This window comes from Mesorhizobium sp. B2-4-6 (assembly GCF_006442775.1).
Classification (GTDB): Bacteria; Pseudomonadota; Alphaproteobacteria; order Rhizobiales; family Rhizobiaceae; genus Mesorhizobium.
On the sequence record NZ_VFVI01000013.1, the window covers coordinates 35,620 to 54,511 of the forward strand.

At 62.9% G+C, this 18,892-nt stretch carries 34 protein-coding genes; 18 read left to right on the forward strand and 16 right to left on the reverse strand.

Annotated elements, in window-relative coordinates:
- Window positions 1-2: 2 nt before the first annotated feature.
- The 14 genes from FJ957_RS25780 to FJ957_RS25840 form a co-directional block, all read right to left on the reverse strand.
- Complete coding sequence (locus FJ957_RS25780; protein WP_140835612.1) at window positions 3-239, reverse strand: acyl carrier protein; 237 nt, start codon at window positions 237-239, stop codon at window positions 3-5.
- A 26-nt stretch (window positions 240-265) separates the two neighbouring features.
- Entirely contained in the window at window positions 266-622 is a 357-nt protein-coding gene (locus FJ957_RS25785; RefSeq protein ID WP_140835613.1) for a hypothetical protein, read from the reverse strand.
- Window positions 619-1,185 (reverse strand): hypothetical protein, encoded by a 567-nt coding sequence (locus tag FJ957_RS31935; protein WP_181180711.1) that lies wholly within the window; start codon window positions 1,183-1,185, stop codon window positions 619-621. The genes FJ957_RS25785 and FJ957_RS31935 overlap by 4 nt, the downstream gene beginning before the upstream one ends.
- 2 nt (window positions 1,186-1,187) lie before the next feature.
- Window positions 1,188-1,952, reverse strand: coding sequence for a hypothetical protein (locus FJ957_RS25795; RefSeq protein WP_140835614.1), 765 nt, complete (start codon window positions 1,950-1,952; stop codon window positions 1,188-1,190).
- Between the two features lie 5 nt (window positions 1,953-1,957).
- Window positions 1,958-3,148, reverse strand: coding sequence for a hypothetical protein (locus FJ957_RS25800; RefSeq protein ID WP_140835615.1), 1,191 nt, complete (start codon window positions 3,146-3,148; stop codon window positions 1,958-1,960).
- Window positions 3,149-3,181: 33 nt separating this feature from the next.
- The gene (locus FJ957_RS25805; RefSeq protein ID WP_140835616.1) at window positions 3,182-4,165 is read right to left on the reverse strand and encodes a lambda-exonuclease family protein; all 984 of its coding nucleotides are present in this window, start codon (window positions 4,163-4,165) and stop codon (window positions 3,182-3,184) included.
- Window positions 4,166-4,228: 63 nt separating this feature from the next.
- Entirely contained in the window at window positions 4,229-4,612 is a 384-nt protein-coding gene (locus FJ957_RS25810) for a hypothetical protein (RefSeq protein ID WP_140835617.1), read from the reverse strand.
- Window positions 4,609-4,938, reverse strand: coding sequence for a hypothetical protein (locus tag FJ957_RS25815; protein WP_140835618.1), 330 nt, complete (start codon window positions 4,936-4,938; stop codon window positions 4,609-4,611). Before FJ957_RS25815 ends, FJ957_RS25810 begins: the two co-directional genes overlap by 4 nt.
- Entirely contained in the window at window positions 4,938-5,273 is a 336-nt protein-coding gene (locus tag FJ957_RS25820; protein ID WP_140835619.1) for a hypothetical protein, read from the reverse strand. The genes FJ957_RS25815 and FJ957_RS25820 overlap by 1 nt, the downstream gene beginning before the upstream one ends.
- A 1-nt stretch (window position 5,274) precedes the next feature.
- Window positions 5,275-5,463 carry a hypothetical protein gene (locus FJ957_RS25825; RefSeq protein ID WP_140835620.1) on the reverse strand — a complete coding sequence of 63 codons (189 nt, stop codon included), beginning with the start codon at window positions 5,461-5,463 and terminating at the stop codon, window positions 5,275-5,277.
- The gene (locus FJ957_RS25830; RefSeq protein ID WP_140835621.1) at window positions 5,460-5,705 is read right to left on the reverse strand and encodes a hypothetical protein; all 246 of its coding nucleotides are present in this window, start codon (window positions 5,703-5,705) and stop codon (window positions 5,460-5,462) included. Before FJ957_RS25830 ends, FJ957_RS25825 begins: the two co-directional genes overlap by 4 nt.
- The gene (locus tag FJ957_RS25835) at window positions 5,702-5,893 is read right to left on the reverse strand and encodes a hypothetical protein (RefSeq protein WP_140835622.1); all 192 of its coding nucleotides are present in this window, start codon (window positions 5,891-5,893) and stop codon (window positions 5,702-5,704) included. The genes FJ957_RS25830 and FJ957_RS25835 overlap by 4 nt, the downstream gene beginning before the upstream one ends.
- Window positions 5,893-6,057 carry a hypothetical protein gene (locus FJ957_RS31940; RefSeq protein WP_181180712.1) on the reverse strand — a complete coding sequence of 55 codons (165 nt, stop codon included), beginning with the start codon at window positions 6,055-6,057 and terminating at the stop codon, window positions 5,893-5,895. The genes FJ957_RS25835 and FJ957_RS31940 overlap by 1 nt, the downstream gene beginning before the upstream one ends.
- Before the next feature lie 357 nt (window positions 6,058-6,414).
- A complete protein-coding gene (locus FJ957_RS25840) occupies window positions 6,415-7,050 on the reverse strand; it encodes an XRE family transcriptional regulator (protein WP_281407697.1) in 636 nt (211 codons plus the stop codon).
- A 93-nt stretch (window positions 7,051-7,143) separates the two neighbouring features.
- Between FJ957_RS25840 and FJ957_RS25845 the strand changes: the two genes are divergently transcribed.
- On the forward strand, window positions 7,144-7,386 hold the full coding sequence (locus FJ957_RS25845) for a helix-turn-helix transcriptional regulator (protein ID WP_140835624.1): 243 nt from the start codon (window positions 7,144-7,146) through the stop codon (window positions 7,384-7,386).
- Between the two features lie 5 nt (window positions 7,387-7,391).
- Here FJ957_RS25845 and FJ957_RS25850 read toward each other — a convergent pair whose 3' ends face one another.
- Together FJ957_RS25850 and FJ957_RS25855 are read right to left on the reverse strand one after the other, a co-directional pair.
- The gene (locus FJ957_RS25850) at window positions 7,392-7,586 is read right to left on the reverse strand and encodes a hypothetical protein (RefSeq protein WP_140835625.1); all 195 of its coding nucleotides are present in this window, start codon (window positions 7,584-7,586) and stop codon (window positions 7,392-7,394) included.
- A gap of 123 nt (window positions 7,587-7,709) precedes the next feature.
- The gene (locus tag FJ957_RS25855; RefSeq protein WP_140835626.1) at window positions 7,710-7,958 is read right to left on the reverse strand and encodes a hypothetical protein; all 249 of its coding nucleotides are present in this window, start codon (window positions 7,956-7,958) and stop codon (window positions 7,710-7,712) included.
- 172 nt (window positions 7,959-8,130) lie between these two features.
- On the opposite strand from FJ957_RS25855, the gene FJ957_RS25860 reads away from it, so the two are divergent.
- From FJ957_RS25860 to FJ957_RS31945, 17 genes are all read left to right on the forward strand, one after another.
- Complete coding sequence (locus FJ957_RS25860) at window positions 8,131-8,568, forward strand: hypothetical protein (protein WP_140835627.1); 438 nt, start codon at window positions 8,131-8,133, stop codon at window positions 8,566-8,568.
- A complete protein-coding gene (locus FJ957_RS25865; protein WP_140835628.1) occupies window positions 8,565-9,608 on the forward strand; it encodes a GcrA family cell cycle regulator in 1,044 nt (347 codons plus the stop codon). Before FJ957_RS25860 ends, FJ957_RS25865 begins: the two co-directional genes overlap by 4 nt.
- A complete protein-coding gene (locus FJ957_RS25870; RefSeq protein WP_140835629.1) occupies window positions 9,605-10,114 on the forward strand; it encodes a hypothetical protein in 510 nt (169 codons plus the stop codon). The genes FJ957_RS25865 and FJ957_RS25870 overlap by 4 nt, the downstream gene beginning before the upstream one ends.
- Window positions 10,115-10,246: 132 nt before the next feature.
- On the forward strand, window positions 10,247-10,855 hold the full coding sequence (locus FJ957_RS25875) for a crossover junction endodeoxyribonuclease RuvC (protein WP_140835630.1): 609 nt from the start codon (window positions 10,247-10,249) through the stop codon (window positions 10,853-10,855).
- 1 nt (window position 10,856) lies between these two features.
- Window positions 10,857-11,171, forward strand: a complete 315-nt coding sequence (locus tag FJ957_RS25880) for a hypothetical protein (protein WP_140835631.1) — start codon at window positions 10,857-10,859, stop codon at window positions 11,169-11,171.
- A gap of 95 nt (window positions 11,172-11,266) precedes the next feature.
- Complete coding sequence (locus tag FJ957_RS25885) at window positions 11,267-11,560, forward strand: hypothetical protein (protein WP_246685969.1); 294 nt, start codon at window positions 11,267-11,269, stop codon at window positions 11,558-11,560.
- Window positions 11,561-11,782 carry a hypothetical protein gene (locus FJ957_RS25890; protein ID WP_140835633.1) on the forward strand — a complete coding sequence of 74 codons (222 nt, stop codon included), beginning with the start codon at window positions 11,561-11,563 and terminating at the stop codon, window positions 11,780-11,782.
- The gene (locus FJ957_RS25895; protein WP_140835634.1) at window positions 11,779-12,183 is read left to right on the forward strand and encodes a helix-turn-helix domain-containing protein; all 405 of its coding nucleotides are present in this window, start codon (window positions 11,779-11,781) and stop codon (window positions 12,181-12,183) included. The genes FJ957_RS25890 and FJ957_RS25895 overlap by 4 nt, the downstream gene beginning before the upstream one ends.
- On the forward strand, window positions 12,180-12,914 hold the full coding sequence (locus FJ957_RS25900) for a response regulator transcription factor (protein WP_140835635.1): 735 nt from the start codon (window positions 12,180-12,182) through the stop codon (window positions 12,912-12,914). The genes FJ957_RS25895 and FJ957_RS25900 overlap by 4 nt, the downstream gene beginning before the upstream one ends.
- Window positions 12,915-13,082: 168 nt before the next feature.
- Window positions 13,083-13,472: a hypothetical protein gene (locus FJ957_RS25905; protein ID WP_140835636.1), complete on the forward strand. Its 390-nt coding sequence runs from the start codon at window positions 13,083-13,085 to the stop codon at window positions 13,470-13,472.
- Window positions 13,469-13,678 (forward strand): hypothetical protein, encoded by a 210-nt coding sequence (locus FJ957_RS25910; RefSeq protein WP_140835637.1) that lies wholly within the window; start codon window positions 13,469-13,471, stop codon window positions 13,676-13,678. The genes FJ957_RS25905 and FJ957_RS25910 overlap by 4 nt, the downstream gene beginning before the upstream one ends.
- A complete protein-coding gene (locus FJ957_RS25915; RefSeq protein ID WP_140835638.1) occupies window positions 13,675-13,878 on the forward strand; it encodes a hypothetical protein in 204 nt (67 codons plus the stop codon). Before FJ957_RS25910 ends, FJ957_RS25915 begins: the two co-directional genes overlap by 4 nt.
- Entirely contained in the window at window positions 13,859-15,817 is a 1,959-nt protein-coding gene (locus FJ957_RS25920; RefSeq protein ID WP_140835639.1) for a DUF87 domain-containing protein, read from the forward strand. The genes FJ957_RS25915 and FJ957_RS25920 overlap by 20 nt, the downstream gene beginning before the upstream one ends.
- A complete protein-coding gene (locus tag FJ957_RS25925; protein WP_140835640.1) occupies window positions 15,814-17,556 on the forward strand; it encodes a hypothetical protein in 1,743 nt (580 codons plus the stop codon). Before FJ957_RS25920 ends, FJ957_RS25925 begins: the two co-directional genes overlap by 4 nt.
- Window positions 17,557-17,561: 5 nt before the next feature.
- Window positions 17,562-17,840, forward strand: coding sequence for a hypothetical protein (locus FJ957_RS25930; protein WP_140835641.1), 279 nt, complete (start codon window positions 17,562-17,564; stop codon window positions 17,838-17,840).
- Window positions 17,837-18,127 carry a hypothetical protein gene (locus tag FJ957_RS25935; RefSeq protein WP_140835642.1) on the forward strand — a complete coding sequence of 97 codons (291 nt, stop codon included), beginning with the start codon at window positions 17,837-17,839 and terminating at the stop codon, window positions 18,125-18,127. Before FJ957_RS25930 ends, FJ957_RS25935 begins: the two co-directional genes overlap by 4 nt.
- On the forward strand, window positions 18,124-18,891 hold the full coding sequence (locus FJ957_RS31945; protein ID WP_181180713.1) for a hypothetical protein: 768 nt from the start codon (window positions 18,124-18,126) through the stop codon (window positions 18,889-18,891). Before FJ957_RS25935 ends, FJ957_RS31945 begins: the two co-directional genes overlap by 4 nt.
- Window position 18,892: the final 1 nt, after the last annotated feature.

Genomic DNA, 18,892 nt, shown 5'->3' on the forward strand with positions numbered 1-18,892 from the left:
CTCTAGCCGACCTTCCTGTCGATGTAGGCAACAGCGTTACCGACGGTGATGATCGTCATGCAGTCGTCGTCAGGAACCTCAATTCCGAACTCCTTCTCAAACGCCATGACGAGTTCGACCGTGTCGAGACTGTCCGCGCCGAGATCGTCGATGATGCCGGCTTGGTCGACGACGTTGTCGAGCGCGACACCAAGGTGCTCGGCTATGATTTTCTTGACGCGTTCAGCGACGGTGGACATCTGACGTTCCTCTTCGGGGTTGGGGTTCAGCCGGCCGATGCTTCGGCGGGCTCGATTGCGGTCCTGGCAGGCTCCGGTGCCACCATCTGCGCGGCAAACCCGATGACGGCCGTCGCCAACGCGCGCAGCGAGTGGGAATCGGTCACGGTACCAGAGTGGTTCTCGATGACGGCGCGCGCGATCTCAGTGGCGCCTGCGAAGCTCAGCGGTGACACCAGGACGAAGCCGCGACCATCGACAAGCACGACGTCTCCGATATTGAAGGCGCGGTCGACGGGGCCTGCCTTCGACGGCACCATGAAGGTGCCGGGCCGCGTCACCGTGGCGACCTTGCTGCCGTTGGCGAAGACGGCGACATCGTGCGCGTGGATTTCGACGGTCATTGCGCCGCCTCGGTGACAAGAGCTTCCGCTGTTTGTGCCAATTCCCGGTTGAAGGAGCCCAGACGGAGGTCTAGCGGGCGGCCGCTGTCAGAATCTCGCACTGTCACAAGCGGCGCGTCGACGCACGCCTTTAGGCATCTCGCCAGTCGATCTTGGAGACCTAACCGAGCGGATTCGCCTCCGGCGTGATGGTGCAGGCCGCACTGCTCAGCAATTGGCGCCACGGGGACTACGATTGATCGACCTAGTTTCAGCGTGGGCAAATCGCCTCGTTTTGCCGCCTCGTAGGAGCCATTTCTACTGAGGCCAAAGAAGATGGCGCCGGCCTCCGGCACCGACAATGTTGCCCGGCCCAAGGCATCTGCTACAGTCGATACCTGCGCCGTCTCGATCTCGGCTTCGACCACATCTGAACCGGCGCCGAGCGCAAGTTTGCAAAGTGCGCGAACTGCTTCAGACCGACCACGAACCTTGTTTTTGAATGACCATTCGTCGATCGCTGCAAGCTCGTCAGGCGACATCATCATATGCAAACGCTCGGTTTTCCCCAATCTAGGAGCCATGGTCAGCGCCCCTCCGATAGCGCGGTCCAGCTGCGTGCGGCGAATGCCCGGAAAAGCGCGGTCGCCGGTGCAACCAGATGACCGTCCGGATGCCAAGCCATGGAACGACGAAATCTGGTCAGCGCCTCTGTAGTCATGAGGCTACCGTTGTGAACTAAGGCACCGGTCTCGATAAGCCGACCAATGGTGGCGGCGGCTCCCAAGGTCGAATATCCGTTCACGACACCCCGGACTGCGGGATGTTCGGCAGAAAAGCCAGCCTCAGACATCGCCGCAAGTAGATGGTCGCTGATGTAGATCGAAACGCCGATTGAGTTGACGGGAACTGTTCTGGCAATCCGCTCTAGTGCCCATGCCGCGTCCCTTACGTCATCATTGCCTTCGACCAATTCGACATCGCGGGCCGCTATGTAAGGCAGGTAGGGCATGAAGCGCCAGCTCGCCTCCCGTCCCCATGTTCCGGTCCAGACAATGATTTTCCCATGACTGCGGTCGCGGCCGAAGACTGCCAACGATAGCAGGCCGTCGCATTCCTCTATGCCCGCTGAAACGTCGCTGCACCGCTCCCGGAGTTGCTCCAGAAAAAGACCGGTCTCCGAAGCGGCTTGCCATTGCTTCGTCCACGGCAGGCTATTCATGCGGTCCGAGAGTTTGACGGTCTTCGCCGGTTTCACCGACATGGCGGCTGCCGCGAAAGGCATCACAGGGGCGATGCCGAGCATCGAGAGGAGGGAACGGCGGTTCATGTTATGCGTCGGCTTATCCATCCTCGTTACTCCTCCTCGGTGGCGCCGGGCTCCGGGCTATCCTTGTCGGCTTCACCGCGAAACGCGGCGAGCCAGGCGTCCTTCTCCGCTTCTCGATCGGCCTGCTTGAAATCGACGGGGATCGCCCTCTCCGAGAGATTTTTCCTGTAGGCGGCGCGGCCCATGCGGCTCGCCACCGCGATGGGATCGCCGTCGTCCGGCTGGGCTTGCGGCCCGGGGTCGCCGGACGACGGCTTCGGCTCGGCAGGGGCTCCCTTCCTGCCGCGCGCATCGGAGCCGGCGGGGGACGGGCCGGCCTCCGATTTCTTGGCGGCGTCACCCTTCGGTGCTACCGCCTGTTTCTTGGCTTCCGGTTCATCGCCGGCGAGCTGGTCGAGCTTGCCCTTCAGCCCGGCGGGCTGGTCGCCAGCCTTCTTGACGGCCGGGAAGACCTCATCGACGTCGGTCTCCTTGCTTTTGACGCCCTGGTACATCGCGAAGAGATCGGCGAGTTCCTCGATGCCGATTTCCTCGACGCCGGCGACGTCGATCGCGGCGAAAACCCGGTCGGGGGTCACCCCGATGCCGGCCAGCGCCTTCATGGCTTCCTCGCGGCGCTCCACCAGGGTGGTGACATCACCACGGATCACGTTTTCGGCGTGCTCGAATGCCTGGCGCCACACCGCCTTGGGGACGCCTTTCAGGATGGCTTCGCGCATGCCGATCGAGGCCGCTGCGTTGCCAGCGGTCATGATCATGTCCTGCGAATAGATGCCGCCGTCCCGCTTCGAGATGTTCTTGCGCGTCCGCGCGGTGCGCTTCAGGCCGGTTTCGAGGTCATGGAAGACGCCTTCCGATTCGACGTACTTCTCGATCTTGTCGACATGCACGACGCGGGAAGCGCAATGGCAATTCCCCCATTGTGACGCGATTATCTCGGCGAGGCGGATCGAGGGACCGCGGATCGTTTTCCCATCACGAGGCACCGCGTAGACGCATTCCTTCGCGGTCTGCTCGTCGAGCATGACGAGTTCGGTGATGTTGCGCATCACCGTGGCGACCGAACGCGGGAAGGACCGCGCGGTGACGACGTCCTGGTTGAGCTCCGCCATCGCGAGCTGTACGGCGAGGCTCTGGCCGCCCATGCCGGCGGGCAGCGTGGCGAGTTCGCCCGTGCTTCGATCGACGGTCTCGACGGCCTTGGTCTGGGAATTCATGGAATCTCCTGCTGAAAGGGTTGAGGTCGTGCCTTACTCGGCGCCGGCCTTTTTGATGCGGACGTCGATGTAGCTGGTTGCCTTGACCTCGTAGCCGGCGCGTTCCACCGTTTTCGCGGTGATGAGGCGACCGTCGGCGATCCGCGCCGCGGAGGCGCCGCGCATTTTGTCGAGCAGCTCGGCCTTGATTTCCTTGAGGCGCTTCTCGATGACGCCCTTTTCCGAGGCTATGCGGGCCTTCTCGTCGCAGATCGCCGGCAGCATGTTATCGTTGGCGAGGTCGACGATGCTGCCATCCGGCTCGTAGAGCTCTTCGATCAGGGCGCCATCACGCTTCCAATCCGTATCGGGATGCCCGCCGCTATCGGTCAGTCGCCAGAAGTCGGCGACTTCGCTGCGGATGCGCGTCATCAGCTTCGGGACGAGCGGGATCTCGATCGGCGGATGCAGCTTGAGGCCATGACCGGACACGATCAGCGCCACCATGGCGTAACTTGATTTGGTGAGCTCCGCCTCGATCAGCGCCTGGACCGCCACATAGACCGGCGGCGTGATCTCCCTGGTTTCGGGATCGATCCAGTTCTTCACCGAGTAATCGGACGCCGACTTGATCTGTATGATACCCCTGCCCTTCCGCCCAGGCATCGCGACAAAGGCATCGGGTGTCGCACCGATGCGACCCATGGGGTCGCGGAAATATCGGTTGTTGTAGCTGTGGGTGATCTTCCAGTCCGGATAGTCTTCGCGCAGGAAGTCGATCGCGATGAATTCCATGGCGCGGCCGCGGCGGAAGACGTCGTTGTCCTCGGCGTCGGCTTTCCTGCCCGTCTTCTCCGCCCAGAGCTCGAATGGCGTCTTGTAGGGGTTGACGCCAAGCAGCGTGGAGACGTCGGACGCGGTGACATCACGCTTGCGTGCCGCCAGCCATTCCGCCCGGTTGGCCGGCTTGATGATCTCGATGTTGCCGGTGATGCCGGCGGCGAGATCGCCGATGCTCTGGAATGGTTCGTCGTTCATAAGTGCTGCTCCTGTTTGTCAGTAGAGGGCGTCCCCAAGGGCCGCGAACATCGAGTTGGTTAGCTACGGAGGTGGCCGACCTTCTGCGATGGCGAGGGCGGCTTCACGGAGCCTTTCGGCGCGAGCAAAAAGCTGGTCAGCCTTGTCCATGACGTGCTTTGGAAGAGGACCTGCACCGTCGGAGCATGCTTCCGAGATGCCGGCGGCGAACGCCTTTGCTTCGGCTTCGGCCCTCAACGCCTCAACCAGAGCTGGGCCTGCCGCCAGAAGGTAGGCCGTAGCGTAGCGCTCGTCGGCGCCGCCCCAGATGGCCGCAATCTTCCGCCCGCCGGCGTCGGTGACGTAGAGGTTTGGCAGTCCGTTGCCACCGCCGGACTTCGATGCGAGGACCGCATATGGGCCGGTCGGCCACGTCAGCTGCTCCGGGGTGAGATGTGGTCCGGTCATGGCAGCACCATCGCGAGGGCGACGACAATCAGGCCGGCCGCGATGCCACCGACAACCCACACCGCGAGCGATGGTGCTGGCACCGGGCCCGATGGTTCGTGGTCACCAGCAAAATCGAGGACGTCGATACCGGGAATGGCGAGCTCGTCGTCGAGCGCGTAATCCAGCGGCGGAGCCTCGACGCGAACACGAATGGGCATCGGCTCGCCGACCGCTCTCAAACCGCGCCGACGTTCCATCTCCTCGACGTAACGAGCCGACGAAATCACCTTGGCATCCGCCCAGGCGCGAAGCATTCCTACTGGGGCATCTTTGATCGATGGCATCAATCCATCCTCGCGACTTCGAAACGACCGTCAGGCTGGATGATTGCAAAGACCGCGCCGGGGTAGGCGACGACGCGCTCGCTGCGCAGCGTAAACTCCGCCACCACAGGCAGCGGCGGATCGCCGGGGTACTGGATGCGGCCGTCCTCGAGTAGGTTGAAGCCGGCGTTCGGCGACCATCCGCCGTACTCGTAGCGCTCGTCGAACTGCTCTCGCGCCGGCCGCGCGTCGGATTGCTGGAGGAAACGCGGCACGTACCCAAGCATGTCCGGAGTAGCTCGCGGGTGGAGCATCACCCATCCGGTACAGTCGACACCGTAGCAGTTGGCAGCCATTTCAGAAGCTCTCCTCGATGCGGGCGATCTGCGCCCTGATGGCGTCACGCCGGCCGCGCCAGTGCGCGAGCTCCTTCTCGCGGCGGCCGAAGTTGTCGATCATGTCGGCGCAGGCGAGCTCGGTTTCGGCGTGGTCGAGCGCGCTGCGGAGGTCGGCGAGAGATGGGGCGATTGATGGGGCGGCGGTCATGGTTGGCGGGCCTCCGCCATGGCGATGGCGGCGTGGCCAGCGTCGGACAGCGCTTTGAGGCCCTGCCAGTATTCGACGTCGCCGCTCGACTGGCGCTGCTCGATCTCGGCATCGACTTCAGGGAGGAGAGCCTTGAGGGCCGCCAGCAGTGCGCCGACCTTCTCATCGCGAGATGAGATCGCCTGCAGCACGGCATGAGCGACGTCGTGAGGGTTGGACAGGTTGTCGGGGATGAAGCTCATCGCGGCGCATCCAAGCAGCAGGCCGCCAGGACCGAGACCACGACGATGGCGCAGGTCAGCCGAGGATGCTCAGCCAGGCAGTTCACGGCACGATCGAACGTGGTCTCGACGCGATCGACGCTTTCCAGCGCGGCGGTATAGGCGCGGCGCCGGCGGTGCTCCTGCAGGGTCTCTGGGTGCCTTGGCATCAGAGTATCCCCGCAACCATCGCGGCGGTGACGCCGAGCGCCAGGGCGACGGCGACCAGAATAGTGGCGACGATGCGCTGCCGGCGCGCCTGGAGCTCGACGATCTCGGCGCGAAGCTGGTCGACGTCGGCATCTCGGAACGGTCGTGAAGGCCTCAAGGGCATTTCGGATTTCTCCTTTGCCCGGTATTAGCGCTGAACGCTAAGATGAAGTCAAGCCCGAAAATAGCGTTGAACGCTAATTCGGCTGGCGCTCGTCGCAACTCGCGCGCGCAAACGCTAATCCCGATTCGTATGGCTCAACGTAAAGGTTGGCGTTCAGCCAACCTCCAGACGATGCGGGACACGCCACCATTTCAGGATGTAGCAGGACACGGAATCGTAGAGTGAAATCGCGATTCGTCTAACGTAGAGCTCTACGATGAAGGTTAGAGATAATCTCCAACCGAGCGTGCGAAAGCGCGCGCGGATAAACCGCGCGCTTCGCCTGGTCAATCGCTATGAAAAGAAAAACGCAGCCGTCTATTCCCGGCTCCAAGATCCTACGACCCGGCCGATGACGCGGACGGTATCGTCTTCGCCGCCCTCGATCGGAAACGGCTCTTGGAACCTGGGATCGTCCGATTCGGGAAGCAGCCAGATCTTACCGGCCTCATCTCTCCAAAGGGTCTTGACCGTGGCCTCGCGGAGGCCGTCGGCGCGCTCGCGTTCCACGATGTAGCGCTTGCCCAACTCGAGCGCAGCTCCCGTCTCGATGATATCCGTGAAGACCAGGACGGTTTTCTCCGGGTATCGCTTGTTCATCGACGGTCCGCGCGTCTCCGCGGCGTGAAGTTGGAAAGGCCGAAGGGCAGGATCATCCTCGATAGGGACTTGATACTGGTCGTCGTCGCTCCACTCCCAAGTCTCTGCCCAATGACCCGCCTGGACAAATCCCTTCACTGTGACGAGCCGCGTTCCCATCGCCGGTATTTCGGCGAATAGATCGGATACGGAGACACCAAGTTTGGCCGCGATCTGTTCGAATCTCGCCATCGACGGAGACGATTTACCGCGCTCGATCTTATTCAGATTCGTGACGTGCATATCGAGCATGTCAGCAAGCTCGCCTTGCGACAGTCCTTTGGCTTCCCGGATTTTTGCAATGTTTGTAATCACTTGGCGATTATAGCGTTTGCCGCTAACGCTGTAATTCGCGTCTGGCGCTAATCGCGCTTGACAAATCATTAGCGTTCGACGCTAATTGAGAGCATGAAACTTCGTGATTGGCGCATCAGGGAAAATAGGACCCTCAAAGAGCTGGCCGAGTTGCTCGGCATCGGCCAAGGAACCAATCCGTCGCGGCGCGTACAACGCATCGAGACCGGCGAAGCGCCTGTCGACGCCATCATAGCCGATAAGATCGTCTCTCTGGCCGGCGGTGACGTCACACTCCAGGACCTCAATGAGACGCGCCGCGCTTTCCTGGAAGCGACCAGCGAGGCCGCCGAATGAGTCCCTCAGTGGCCGCCTTTCGCCAATCTGCTGCGGCCGTCGGCGAGCAGCTTCCTGAACGCTTCATTGCTCATGACGAAATGGGCGACCGGTTTGCGTTCAGATGTTCGCTTCCCATCGTTTGTCGAAAAGCCGATCAGATGGACCAGCGCGTCTTCCAGAACGACCGTCATTTCTCCAACAAAAAGCGTTGGCTGCATTCCCTAACCCTCCCGTTTGCACGCCCCTTTATTTGGGGGAAAGCAGATCACGGGCGGAAATTGTACGAAACAAACTATTACCGGGCGTGCACAACTTTTTCGCCGGATAGTTTCCGATCCCTTTCATTGGCCGCTGCGGCTGAGGCGTCGACCCTCGGACATGAGCCGGCGAAATGTTTTGTCCGGCATGGCGAGCCGAGCCTGAATGCGGGCTTCGCGGTCGCGATCGCCGACTTCCGGCAGATCGGTCCAGAACACCAGGCGAGTGACGTGCTCCTCGCTGACCTGAATGGCGAAGCCGGTAACGAATACGGAGGGCAGCGGCTCCGGTTCGGTCAGCCGCGGCGGGGTGTCGTCTCCATCGGCCTTCATCGTGTCGTCCTTTCCCTGGATTTCCTATCGCGCGACCTCCCAACCTCGCGCGGTCGCCGGCGACCAGCCGGCATGGTGGGCCTGTCTGTCCAGGACATGGCCCACCACTCTTTTTCGTCCCACCGTTCATTGCGGTCCCCAACTGTTCTCGTCGCTGAGAATGGAGATAGCAATGACCGAGTTGCAGCGGCGCAAAGACCCTTTGCGCGAGAAGCAAAAATCCTTTGCAGGAGATGCAAAGATGTCTGACACCTACGTCGCCCAGGCGCAGGGTTGGGCCGACTTTCTCGTCAGGAAGGAGTTCCGCGGCCCAGGCGATACGGTCGATGCCGCCATGGCTCGGTGCGAGCGTAAGCACCGGATCTCGCGATCTGTTCTTTGGGGCCTTCGCTATCGGCCGCCCAAGGATATGATGGTGAGCCTCTACATGAGGTTGCGCAGTGCCTACGAGGACGAGCTCGGCAAGCTCGACCAGCGAATCGAAGAAGAACTCCGCAAAGCGGAACTGCTGGGGACAGATGCGACCAATTCGAAAGCTTATCGCGTGGCTTTGGCTGCGCTGGGAAAACAGACGACGATCGAGACGGCCGCCGGCGGAGACGCCAGATGAGCCGATCCTGGGCAAAGATGGCGCCGGCGGAGCGGATCGAAGCGGTTCGACCACTTCTCGCCCAGGGCCTCGCGCCTAGCACTATCGCGTTCAAGGTCGGGGCCGTGCAGGCCGAGGTCTCTCGGCTGGCATCGCTGATCCGCCGACAGGAATGGGCGAAGCAAGAGGATGGTGATGGCAAAGCGTCTGAACTGGAAGCAGTTGAGCGCACGCGAACCGAAGTGGTTGAAGCGCCGCCGCTCGCGCCAGGCATTGCCGACGTCGCTGCCGCAATCCAGCCGCCAGCAGCCCATGCCGATGCCGCCGCCGACCCAGCAGCAGCCCCGCAAGCTGAGGCGCGCACGCCTCGACCGGCTGAAGTACCGACGGCGCCACGCCAAGCAGCTTCAAGGATTGCGCCGCTTCCGGACTGGACCCTTATCGGTCAGGCAGAACGTGACGAGTTTCTGATCCGCTATTGTACTGACGGTCTCACCGCCGGTCAGATCGCAAAACAGTTCGTGAACGGCAGCCGGTGCGCTATACAGGGCCGCATCTATCGCCTCCAGAAAACGACGCACCCAGGCCTGAAGACCGGTGGCGTCCGAGGCGGCAACACTGGTGGATGGCCGCGCGGGGAGAACGCGAGGCCAACCAAGTCCAAGGCCGCCAAGGTTAAGGCGCCACCCCGGAAGAAAGCGCCCAAGCAGGTCGAGGGCGTCTCCTGGCGCGGTTCGAACAACCCGCACTACAACGATATCAAGGGCCGCGCCGAAATGCGGGCGGCATCGCCAGGCCTGCCCGCGCATCTCGTCGCCGGTGAAGCCCGCAAGCCGACCGAGGCCATCGGTGCCCCGGAGCCGCGAAATCTGAAACTCCTCGAACTCACCGACAAGACTTGCAGGTGGCCGCACGGCGATCCTCTCGCAGAGGGCTTCGGCTTCTGCGGCAACGATAGCGCGGAGACCGGCCCCTACTGCAGATATCACGCCAGGCTGGCATTTGAACCGGCGTCGCAGCGGCGACGTGCGCCCGGCCGAACCCCAGAGAGGATTGCATGAGCACCAAGATTCACGAAAGGCCGAACCGCGCGACGCCCAGCGAGGCCGCCTCGTTCATCGAGGAGTTCGACCGCATCGAGCAGGATCGCGAGGAGAAGCTCCGCGTCCTCGATGCCGACTTCAAGGTGAAGAAGCGAGCCATCCAGAAGATCGCGAATGACGATCAGCGGACCATCCTGGAAGACGCGAAAAAACAGGGCGTCAACAAGGGCGTGATCCGGGCGCTGACCGATGCGCAGAAGATCAGGCGCAAGGCGGAAGCCCTCATCGAGCGCGCCGAGGGCAAGATCGACGGCTTGGAAGACGACGACCACGACTACGCGGTGGATATCAGGACGGCGCTGGGCAGCAACTTCGCCAGCTTCGGGCTCGGCGCCGCTGCCGTGGAACGCGAGGAAGCCGACGATGATGAAGCCGATGACACCACGGCAGCCGTCGTCAACGCGGTGCGCGCCGGCGCCTCGAAAGAGGAATGGGATGCCGCTGGTGGTGCCGGTCCGCACTGATCCGCACCTGCGGAACGAGGTGGAGGAAGCGCTTGTAGGCTGCTCGCGACCACGCAAACGCGGCGGAACCTTCTGACCAGGCCGGGAAAGCAGCGGCCACTTCAACAAGCCCGAACGGGCAGAGGACTTGGGATGTCTGCACCACGCATTCTCGCCATCGATGCGGCACGACGCCTCGGCTACGCCTACGGCGCTGCGGGCGCGAAGCCGATCTCCGGTTCGATCGAGTGCGCCAAGGATAGCTCGTCGCGTGGCGCAATCTTTTCCGGCGCCGGCCGGTGGATTACCCGCTTCATCGATCAGCACCAGGTCGACATCCTCGCCATCGAGGCGCCGTTGCCGGGCAGCTTCGTGCAGGGCCACACCAACATCCAGACCGCTACGATCCTGCTCGGGCTTCCTGCGATTTTGGAATTCATGGCCTTCCAGCTGAAGGTCTACCAACACATCCGCGTCAACCAGGCGTCGGTGAAGAAGCATTTCGTCGGCATCGGAAAGGGCGACCAGAAGTCCGCCATCATGGCGAAGTGCCGGGCACTCGGCTGGATCGAGAAGGATGATGCCGACCAATCCTTCGATCGCAGCGATGCGCTGGCGGTGTGGTCCTATGTCGAGGCGACATCGGCGCCGCGCTTTACTCAGCCGGTAGACGATCTCTTCGTCGCGTCGGAGCGCCGCAAGCGCGAAGCCGAGGCTCTGAAAGCCCGATACGCCGAACCCAAAATCCCGGAAAGGTTCTGAAATGGACTGGCAGCCCTTCGTCGGCCAACTGGTCTGCTGCATCGATGATGCGCCGACCAACGCCTTCTGCATCACCGAAATCGAGCGAGGCACCATCTACACGGTGCGCGCCGTCACCGACCCCGACGAGTTCATCGCCTACTATCTGGGTGGCGATCCGGCAGAGATCGGCCTCATGCTGGAAGAAGTTCGCCGGGAACGTATCCCCGATCTCGGCGAGGTTCCCTTCAGGCTATCGCGTTTCCGGCCGCTTGATCCGGAGCGCATCGCGATCTTCCGGAGATTGCTCGCCCCGGTCGACGGAGTGCCCGCATGAGGCCGCATCCAACGAAACGGTACCGCGGCAACCATTCGCTCAGCCTGGCAGTGGCGATAGGCGGTCTGATCGCGGCGGTAGCCTTCGTGATCTTCATGCTCTGCGGCGGCGCCGCCCATGCGCATGATGCGAAGCCGACGTCGCTGTTGCCGCAGGGCTGGAAATACCCCTTCGCCTGTTGTGCCAACTTCGATTGCAAGGAGGTGCCTCAATCTTCGATCGGCGAGCGCCCCGAGGGCTACGTCATCAAGGGCACCGGCGAGGTCATCGCCTATGCCGACAAGCGCATCAAGGACAGCCCTGACGGCGAGTTTCACTGGTGCGCCCACCAGGCCGGCCTCGATGCCGGGAAGACGATCTGCCTCTTCGTGCCACCAAAGGGGATGTAGATGGCACCGCGCCGCGCCGAGGAACTGCTTTCCTACCTGACCGGGCTTGCCCCGGTCGGGGAACCCGTCGTGATCAGGCGTGACGTCGCTATGGCCGATCTCAGGATCGGCAACGCGAACACCTACTACCAATGCTTGCGCCACCTCGTCGACGGTCGCTTCGTGCGGCGCGTCAACACCGGTGTTGTCGTCGTCCTCCGTCGCCCGGAGGAATTCGCATGACGATCCACGAGATGTTTCCCGACCGCGCCTCACGCGACCGCATCGAGACCCTGCAGGAGGAGAACCGTCAGCTCAAGGCGACGATCGCCAGGCTGACCGGTCGCAACGATGCGAAGATGGCGCGCAAGGTCTTCGGGCTCACCGAGGCGGAGGCCAGCATCGTCATGATGTTGGTGAGTTGTGGCGAAGCCGAATACGGCCAGCTGCAGGCCTCGATCTACACCGATCGTGACCTCGTCGAGCTTCTCGATCCCGACTGGGCGATCCGGTCGCACATGAAACGGATCAGAAGGAAGACGCGGCCGCACGGCATCGATTTCCAGACCGTCTACGGCATGGGCTACCGGATGAGCGAGGCCTGCCGTGCGAAGGCACGCGCCGCGATTGCGAGGGCAGCATGATGCGCGTCGTCATCTGTTCGCCGAACCCCGCGGTGTCGATCATCATTGAAGCCATATTGATCGGCATTGGCATCGAGAACGAAATCGAAGCGTCGCCGCAGGAGTTCGGTTCACTGCTGTTCCGCGATCCGGATTCGATCGGGGTGTTCTGGGCGATGGGGTCTGCAAATGCCGCCGAGACGTGCCGGTACCTTCGCATGGGTGACGTCCGCAATCCGCTTTTCGCGTTCATCCAAAACGGCGCAGACCTTTATGGCGCCGCCGCCGGCCGGGCGATCGTCCTAAACGCCGGCGCCGACGATGTGCAGCCATGGCCGACAACAGGGCCGGAACTGGTATCGAGACTGTTCGCGCTCCAGCGTCGCCAGCGCAACGGTGACCCCTCCATCATTCAGTTGCCGGGATGCACGCTCAATATTGCCACCGGTACGCTTGTCGGCGATGTCGCTCGCGTCCATCTCACACATCAGGAAACCGTGCTGCTGACCACGTTGGCGGCGCGACCTGGTGCTGTGCTCTCCAAAGCGATGCTGATGCTCGCGCTCTACAACGAGCGTGATGAAGCGCAGCGCAAGATTGTCGACGTCCTCGTCTGCAAGCTTCGTAAGAAGATCGCGGCGGCCACCGGCGGGCTCGACGTCCTTGAAACGGTCTGGGGCCAAGGCTTCCGCTTCGTCGCCGAAGGCTACTCGCCTTCCTACAGCTCGGAAGGACGGAGGCTTTCGGCATGAGAAAGCCGATCGCGCGCGACCGCGTCAGCATCCGGCTGATGGCCAACGAGCTTCGGCGCCAGCAACCGCCGGCGGAGAAGTGCGATGGCTGAGCGGGAGATTCGAGATATCTTGGCGGAATGTATGCGCCGGGAACGGCTGGGCGCCTCGGCCTCGCCATGGTCGACGATGGACGCCGACACGCGCGAGGACGCCTGCCTCCGAGCCGACCATCTCATCCGACTCCTCTCCGACTACGGTGTCGCGCTCATCCGCCCGACCGAAAAGGAACCGCCGGCGCCATCTACCAGCGAGACCATCATCAGCAACCAGGTCTTTGGTGACCCCAAGACCTTTCGCGAGATCATCGCCGTCGACGGCAAATTTGAGATCGTCACCGTTAAAGCTGGGGTCGGCACCGTCGAGCAATCCTTCACCCTCAACGAGGTGATGCTCAACGCCGGCCTTGTTCTCTCCGGCGACCCCGCCGCCAAATCGGTCAAGGGTCTCGGCACCCAGCTCGCCGCGGCCACCGAAATCTACCGCCTCAACGCAGCCGGCCTGGCAGGTGGCAAATGACAGACGGCCGGTTTTTCCGCAGCCTCTCCGAACTAATCGTTGCCGCAGTGATGGCGCCGCCGCACCCGGCCTACGGCTGGGATGAAGTTGATCGTCGCCTCGCGTACCGCCGCGCGTCCAAGAAGCGCGCCGCTGATCCAGTGAAAAAGGCGGCCAGAAAAAGGCAGAAAAAGGCCCGAGCCATCCAGCGGAGGTCAGGTAAATGACCGGCCCGCTCGGCACCGCGTCACGCACGCTCGAGGATCTCGTCGACGTCACCGCAGATTGGTCAGTCGATCTTCTGCGCCGCACCGCCACCGACATGGCGGACGCGCTTGACGCCGCCGCGATGCGCGACGTCGAGGGTGCCGAGGAGTGGCGCGATCTCAATTCGAAGGAGGATCGTTATGCAAGCTCTCGTTCGTGAGGCGCCGGAGCGGCCGATCGACCGTCGTTTCGGGATCGTGTTTCCGAAGCCGGAAGAGATCGCGAAACTATCGCCGGCCGACAAAATAGTGGCCTCGCTGCTCGCCCAGGAATCCGGCGTGGCCTCACCGGTGAAGGTGGAACAGCCGGAGGATGAAGATGATGATACGCCGGCGCCGCCGATCGCCTCGATCGAGACCTCGGCGCCGGCGCGTGCCCTTGGCGAAAACGATATCCGTGTCGGGTCGACATCCAAGGGCGAACCCGTCGGTGTCGATCTGCCGAAGCTGATCGACGGCCGACTTCTGATCCAGGGCAACAGCGGCGCCGGCAAGTCAATGCTGCTGCGCCGCCTCTTCGAGCAAGGCTTCGGCCGCGTCCAGCAATTGCTCATCGATCCTGATGGCGAGTTCTCCACGCTGAAGGAACACTTCGATGTCGCGGTGCTCACCGCGGCCGATATCAGCCGTGTCGGCGGAAACGCCTTCGCCAAGCATCTGCGTGAGCATCGCTACAGCGCGGTCCTCGATCTCTCAGATGCAACATCGGAGGACCGCCTCGATCTCGTCGCCGACCTCGCCGAAGGCCTGATGCTCGTCGCGGAATCACATTGGCACCCCCTGCTGGTACTGATCGACGAAGCACAGACCCTGGCGCCGCATTACGACACCGGTGACGTCACCGCCGACACCCGCAAACGATCGACCGCCATGCTGGCCGACCTCATGGGTCGCGGGCGCAAGCGCGGCATCGCCGGCGTCATCGCGACTCAGCGCTTGGCGGAGACCGCCAAGGCTGTCGTTTCCAAGGCCACCAACATTGTCGTCGGCCGCACCATCTTCGATCGCGATCTTGAGCGCGCCGGCGCCCTCCTCGGCTTCACGCTCGGCCATAGCCGCGCGCTGCGCACGCTGGCCGACGGTGAGTTCCTCGCCATCGGTCCCGCGGTCGCCGGGCCCAGGCGGGTGCGCTTCAAGGCTGGACCTGTGGTGTCGCGTCACAAGGGCGCCGCACCGGTTGTCATGGCACCGCCGGCGATATCGGCCGCCGATGCTGCGGCGATGCTCCTGCAGGTGCCCGACGCCGCGCCTTCATCGGCTTCGCCCGATCAACGCCAGAAAGGAAAGCGCGGACCCGGTTGGGATGCCCGCGAAGACCAGATCATCAAGGCTGGCTATACCGAAAAACTCGCTGTCCGTGTAGTTGTTGATCGACTTGAAGCCGCAGGTTTCCGCCGCCGCTCGGTGAGCGGGGTTTCCACCCGGGCACACGATCTCGGCTTGGTCAGCGCCGCGTTCAAAGCCGATTGGTGCGAGGAAGAAGATCAGATCCTGGTCGACGCCTATGCGCGTGAAGTCAAGATCATCGATATCACCCACCTGCTCGCCGATGCCGGCTACGATCGCGGTCGCGTCTCGGTGCAGATGCGAGCCATCGCTCTCGGCATCACCCGCGACCGCGTGAACTACTGGACCGAACCGGAGAAGGCGATCGCCATTGCCGGGCTCAATGCCGGCAAGCCGTATCGTGAAATCCTGCAGGACCTCCGCGATGCCGGATACCATCGTGGCCACACCTCGATTTTCAAGTTCGCATCGAAGAACAACTTCAACCGCACGCCTGACCCTTGGACGCACGAGGATATCGAGCGGCTCCGCGAGTTCTACGCGAAGAAGACGCCGGTCAAAGAGATAGCGGCGGCGCTGGGCAAGCCCATCGCATCTGTCCGTACCCGCGCCAGCAATCTCGGTCTGAAGCAGCGGACCGCTTGGACTGAAGCTGAATACGAGCTGCTTCGAAAGGCCTCGGAAGACGGCAAGAGCCTGGTGGACACCGCCGCCGAGATCGGCCGGCCGTATGTCAATGTGGCACGCCAGGCCGCCGTGCTGAAGCTTTCGTTCAGACAGAATCGACCGATATCGGAAAGGACACCGACATGACCACACGCATGATCCCGCTCGACCAGATCAGGTTCGGCCACGAGGCCGATCCACCCATCAACGCGCGCCGTGTCGGGCGCGACGATGGCATCGCCGAGCTCGCCGCCTCGATCGGCGCCCACGGCCTGCAGACCGCACTGAAGGTCAAGGAAGGTCACGATGCTCGCGGTGTCGTCGGCATCTTCGTTGGCATCGGGAATCGCCGTCTCGCCGCCATGCGCCTGCTCGTCGAGCAAAGCCAGATGGCCGCCGATGATCCCGTCGAATGCGGTGAGTTCGACGCCACGGTCGACGCCAGGGAAGCCGCGCTGGCGGAACAGATCAACCGCGCCGCCTTGCATCCCGCCGACGAATACGAGGAATTTCGAGCGCTGGCCGACACCGGCATGTCGGAGAAGTCGATCGCCAGCCGGTTTGGAAGAGAACCGAAGCACGTCGCCCGTATGCTGGCGCTGGGCAGGCTTTCGCCGGTCATCCTGGATTGGTGGCGTGGCCAGGAACCCAGCCGCAACGTCACCGACGCCGTCAAGGCGTTCACGCTGGCGCCGTCGATCGCGGAGCAGGAGCGCGTCTTCAAGAAGCTGAAGAACCACCTTTGGGGCCACGATATACGCCACGAGTTCGGCGCCGGCGACCGCACCATCGGGAAGCAACTCGATTTTGTCGGGAAGGACGCCTATCTCGCCGCCGGCGGCACCGTTGTCGAAGACCTCTTCGAGGGTGATCACGCGGTTTCCGATCCCGCTCTGGTGAAGAAGTTGGTCGCGGAGAGGCTTCAGGCCAAAGTCGACGAGCTGCTCGCCGATGGCTGGTCTTGGGCGGCTCTCGCCGACGATATGCCCGGCGGCTGGTCGTGGTCGTGGGAGAAGTTGCCCGTCAACAAGAAGGCCTCCAAAGCCGACAAGGCGAAGGCCGGCGCAGTCGTCAAGCTGAGCGATGAAGGCAAGCTGGAAATCACCTACGGGGTGGTGAAGCCGGCGGCGCAGAAGCCGGCGGCCGCGAAGGACAGCGACGAGCCGAAAGAGAAGGCCGCCAAGACGATCTCCGATGCCCTCCACCAGCGGCTCAGCGCCCAGGCGACGCTGGCGACACGCGCCGCCCTGAAGCAGGAGCCGCGTATCGGTTTGGTCGCCTTGCTCGCCGGGTTCATGGCGCACCGTCATCTTCACACCGACAGCCCTGTCCGCGTCTACCACGACGGATTCGGGAAGCGGCAAGGTGACGACAAGGTTTCGTTCGCCGAGGCCTTCAAGCGTTTTTCATCGATGTCGGACACCGAACTCTTCCAGATCGCGGCGGCATGCGCGGGCGAAGCCGTGCACATGGAGCGAGGCCACAACGGCAGGCCACCATTCGATCGTGATGCCAGCATTCTCGCCACCACGATCGATGCGGAACACCTGACGGCCGCGCTGCATAAGACCTTTGATGCCGAAGACTACTTTAGCGCGGCGTCAAAACCTTTCGTCATCGCCGCGATCCGGGAGGCCATCAACGAGGATGAAGCCCGCAAGGCAGACAAGCTGAAGAAGAAAGAGCTCGTCGAGTTCGCCGTCAAGAACATCGTCGGCACCGGCTGGTTACCTCGCGAGTTGAGGGCGCCGACCTACAGCGGGCCAGGCGAGATGCCGGCGATCGCGACGGCGCCACCAATCGAGGATGATCCCGATGAGAACGCGCATCTCGATGATCCCGACTTCGACGAGATCGACGAGGAAGACGAAGACGAGGCGGCCTGAGCGGCATGGCTTACGGCGTCGATTTCCCAGGAAGCAACCACTTTCTCGGTCCACCACCAGGAGCTGAGAACGTCTCCGGCCTCCGCACCTTTACCAATGGGCACTGCTCGGTGTCCTGCTGGCAGATCAGTGACGCCGAGGTGGACGAAATAGTGAAAACGCGCCGCGTCTTCATCAGCATCCATTCCGGCCGTACGCAACCACCGGTGTTCGTCGCCTCCGAAAGCGTGATACGTGGCTTCCTCGTTGACTACGGTGGCACGTGGAAGGCGGTGCGGTCATGAACGACGCAGAGGTCCGCGCCGTCCCCGAATCGAACGGCTTCCGAGGCGAATTCAAGAAGGTGCACCGCTCCGATTGGGAGACCGTCTGCCATAACGGTCAGCGGCTGCTCTTCGACACCAAGGATCAGGCCGAGGTTGCCGCATACCGCGCGCTGATGAAGCACATCTTCGGCGACGGCATCGTCCGCGACGGCGAGAAAGCATCGGCTGCTCTCACCGTTGCGGAAGAGAAGTTCGGCAAGCTTCTGAGGGGCGGCGGCAAAACCGTAGCGGTGGAGCGGCGATGACCAAAGGCCCAGAATTCAAGACCGAAGCCGAGCTTTGCGCCGCGTTCATCGCGGCGTTGCCACATGGCTGGACCGCCTACAACGAAACCGCCGGTTATGACATCCTGTTCGCCCGCGCCGATGGCCTCCAGATCGGTGTCGAGGCCAAACTAAGGCTGAACCCCGAGGTCGTCGTCCAGGCGTCAAAGGAATGGGGGCGCGATCCTCTCGCTGAGGGTCCGGACTTCCGCGCCGTCTTGGTGCCGGCGGGCCGCGTCCAGCTTCATGTGAGCGCGATCTGCGAGATGCTCGGCATCACCGTGATCACCATGACGCATCCCGACGATCACACCGAGGAGCGCTACGGCTGGCGACCACCGGCGTTTCGCCCCGAATTACCAAAGCTCGACACCCGCATGTATTGGAGCGGCCGCGAGCACGACTGGTACGATCGCTGTCCTGGCGCACGCTGCAAGCTCCCCGAATACATCCCCGACGTCGGCGCCGGGCACTCCGCCCCGGTTGCCCTCACGAACTGGAAAATCCAGGCGATCAAGCTGCTCATCATCCTGGAACGCCGTGGCTTCGTCACCAACGCCGATTTTAAGCATGTGGCCATCGATCCCAGCCGCTGGACTCGCGACTGGTTGGAGCGTGGCGCCTCACGCGGTCAGTTCGTCGCCGGGAAGTCGACACCAGACCTCAAGGCACAGCACCCCACGAATTGGGCGCAGATCGAAGCCGATTTCGAGAAGTGGAAGCCGACCAAAGAGGTCGCCGCCTAGC

Coding starts and splice junctions, on each gene's coding strand:
- FJ957_RS25780 (WP_140835612.1), bottom strand. CDS start 239: ATGTCCACCGTCGCTGAACGCGTCAAGAAAATCATAGCCGAGCACCTT.
- FJ957_RS25785 (WP_140835613.1), bottom strand. CDS start 622: ATGACCGTCGAAATCCACGCGCACGATGTCGCCGTCTTCGCCAACGGC.
- FJ957_RS31935 (WP_181180711.1), bottom strand. CDS start 1,185: ATGGCTCCTAGATTGGGGAAAACCGAGCGTTTGCATATGATGATGTCG.
- FJ957_RS25795 (WP_140835614.1), bottom strand. CDS start 1,952: ATGGATAAGCCGACGCATAACATGAACCGCCGTTCCCTCCTCTCGATG.
- FJ957_RS25800 (WP_140835615.1), bottom strand. CDS start 3,148: ATGAATTCCCAGACCAAGGCCGTCGAGACCGTCGATCGAAGCACGGGC.
- FJ957_RS25805 (WP_140835616.1), bottom strand. CDS start 4,165: ATGAACGACGAACCATTCCAGAGCATCGGCGATCTCGCCGCCGGCATC.
- FJ957_RS25810 (WP_140835617.1), bottom strand. CDS start 4,612: ATGACCGGACCACATCTCACCCCGGAGCAGCTGACGTGGCCGACCGGC.
- FJ957_RS25815 (WP_140835618.1), bottom strand. CDS start 4,938: ATGCCATCGATCAAAGATGCCCCAGTAGGAATGCTTCGCGCCTGGGCG.
- FJ957_RS25820 (WP_140835619.1), bottom strand. CDS start 5,273: ATGGCTGCCAACTGCTACGGTGTCGACTGTACCGGATGGGTGATGCTC.
- FJ957_RS25825 (WP_140835620.1), bottom strand. CDS start 5,463: ATGACCGCCGCCCCATCAATCGCCCCATCTCTCGCCGACCTCCGCAGC.
- FJ957_RS25830 (WP_140835621.1), bottom strand. CDS start 5,705: ATGAGCTTCATCCCCGACAACCTGTCCAACCCTCACGACGTCGCTCAT.
- FJ957_RS25835 (WP_140835622.1), bottom strand. CDS start 5,893: ATGCCAAGGCACCCAGAGACCCTGCAGGAGCACCGCCGGCGCCGCGCC.
- FJ957_RS31940 (WP_181180712.1), bottom strand. CDS start 6,057: ATGCCCTTGAGGCCTTCACGACCGTTCCGAGATGCCGACGTCGACCAG.
- FJ957_RS25845 (WP_140835624.1), top strand. CDS start 7,144: ATGAAACTTCGTGATTGGCGCATCAGGGAAAATAGGACCCTCAAAGAG.
- FJ957_RS25850 (WP_140835625.1), bottom strand. CDS start 7,586: ATGCAGCCAACGCTTTTTGTTGGAGAAATGACGGTCGTTCTGGAAGAC.
- FJ957_RS25855 (WP_140835626.1), bottom strand. CDS start 7,958: ATGAAGGCCGATGGAGACGACACCCCGCCGCGGCTGACCGAACCGGAG.
- FJ957_RS25860 (WP_140835627.1), top strand. CDS start 8,131: ATGACCGAGTTGCAGCGGCGCAAAGACCCTTTGCGCGAGAAGCAAAAA.
- FJ957_RS25865 (WP_140835628.1), top strand. CDS start 8,565: ATGAGCCGATCCTGGGCAAAGATGGCGCCGGCGGAGCGGATCGAAGCG.
- FJ957_RS25870 (WP_140835629.1), top strand. CDS start 9,605: ATGAGCACCAAGATTCACGAAAGGCCGAACCGCGCGACGCCCAGCGAG.
- FJ957_RS25875 (WP_140835630.1), top strand. CDS start 10,247: ATGTCTGCACCACGCATTCTCGCCATCGATGCGGCACGACGCCTCGGC.
- FJ957_RS25880 (WP_140835631.1), top strand. CDS start 10,857: ATGGACTGGCAGCCCTTCGTCGGCCAACTGGTCTGCTGCATCGATGAT.
- FJ957_RS25885 (WP_246685969.1), top strand. CDS start 11,267: ATGCTCTGCGGCGGCGCCGCCCATGCGCATGATGCGAAGCCGACGTCG.
- FJ957_RS25890 (WP_140835633.1), top strand. CDS start 11,561: ATGGCACCGCGCCGCGCCGAGGAACTGCTTTCCTACCTGACCGGGCTT.
- FJ957_RS25895 (WP_140835634.1), top strand. CDS start 11,779: ATGACGATCCACGAGATGTTTCCCGACCGCGCCTCACGCGACCGCATC.
- FJ957_RS25900 (WP_140835635.1), top strand. CDS start 12,180: ATGATGCGCGTCGTCATCTGTTCGCCGAACCCCGCGGTGTCGATCATC.
- FJ957_RS25905 (WP_140835636.1), top strand. CDS start 13,083: ATGGACGCCGACACGCGCGAGGACGCCTGCCTCCGAGCCGACCATCTC.
- FJ957_RS25910 (WP_140835637.1), top strand. CDS start 13,469: ATGACAGACGGCCGGTTTTTCCGCAGCCTCTCCGAACTAATCGTTGCC.
- FJ957_RS25915 (WP_140835638.1), top strand. CDS start 13,675: ATGACCGGCCCGCTCGGCACCGCGTCACGCACGCTCGAGGATCTCGTC.
- FJ957_RS25920 (WP_140835639.1), top strand. CDS start 13,859: ATGCAAGCTCTCGTTCGTGAGGCGCCGGAGCGGCCGATCGACCGTCGT.
- FJ957_RS25925 (WP_140835640.1), top strand. CDS start 15,814: ATGACCACACGCATGATCCCGCTCGACCAGATCAGGTTCGGCCACGAG.
- FJ957_RS25930 (WP_140835641.1), top strand. CDS start 17,562: ATGGCTTACGGCGTCGATTTCCCAGGAAGCAACCACTTTCTCGGTCCA.
- FJ957_RS25935 (WP_140835642.1), top strand. CDS start 17,837: ATGAACGACGCAGAGGTCCGCGCCGTCCCCGAATCGAACGGCTTCCGA.
- FJ957_RS31945 (WP_181180713.1), top strand. CDS start 18,124: ATGACCAAAGGCCCAGAATTCAAGACCGAAGCCGAGCTTTGCGCCGCG.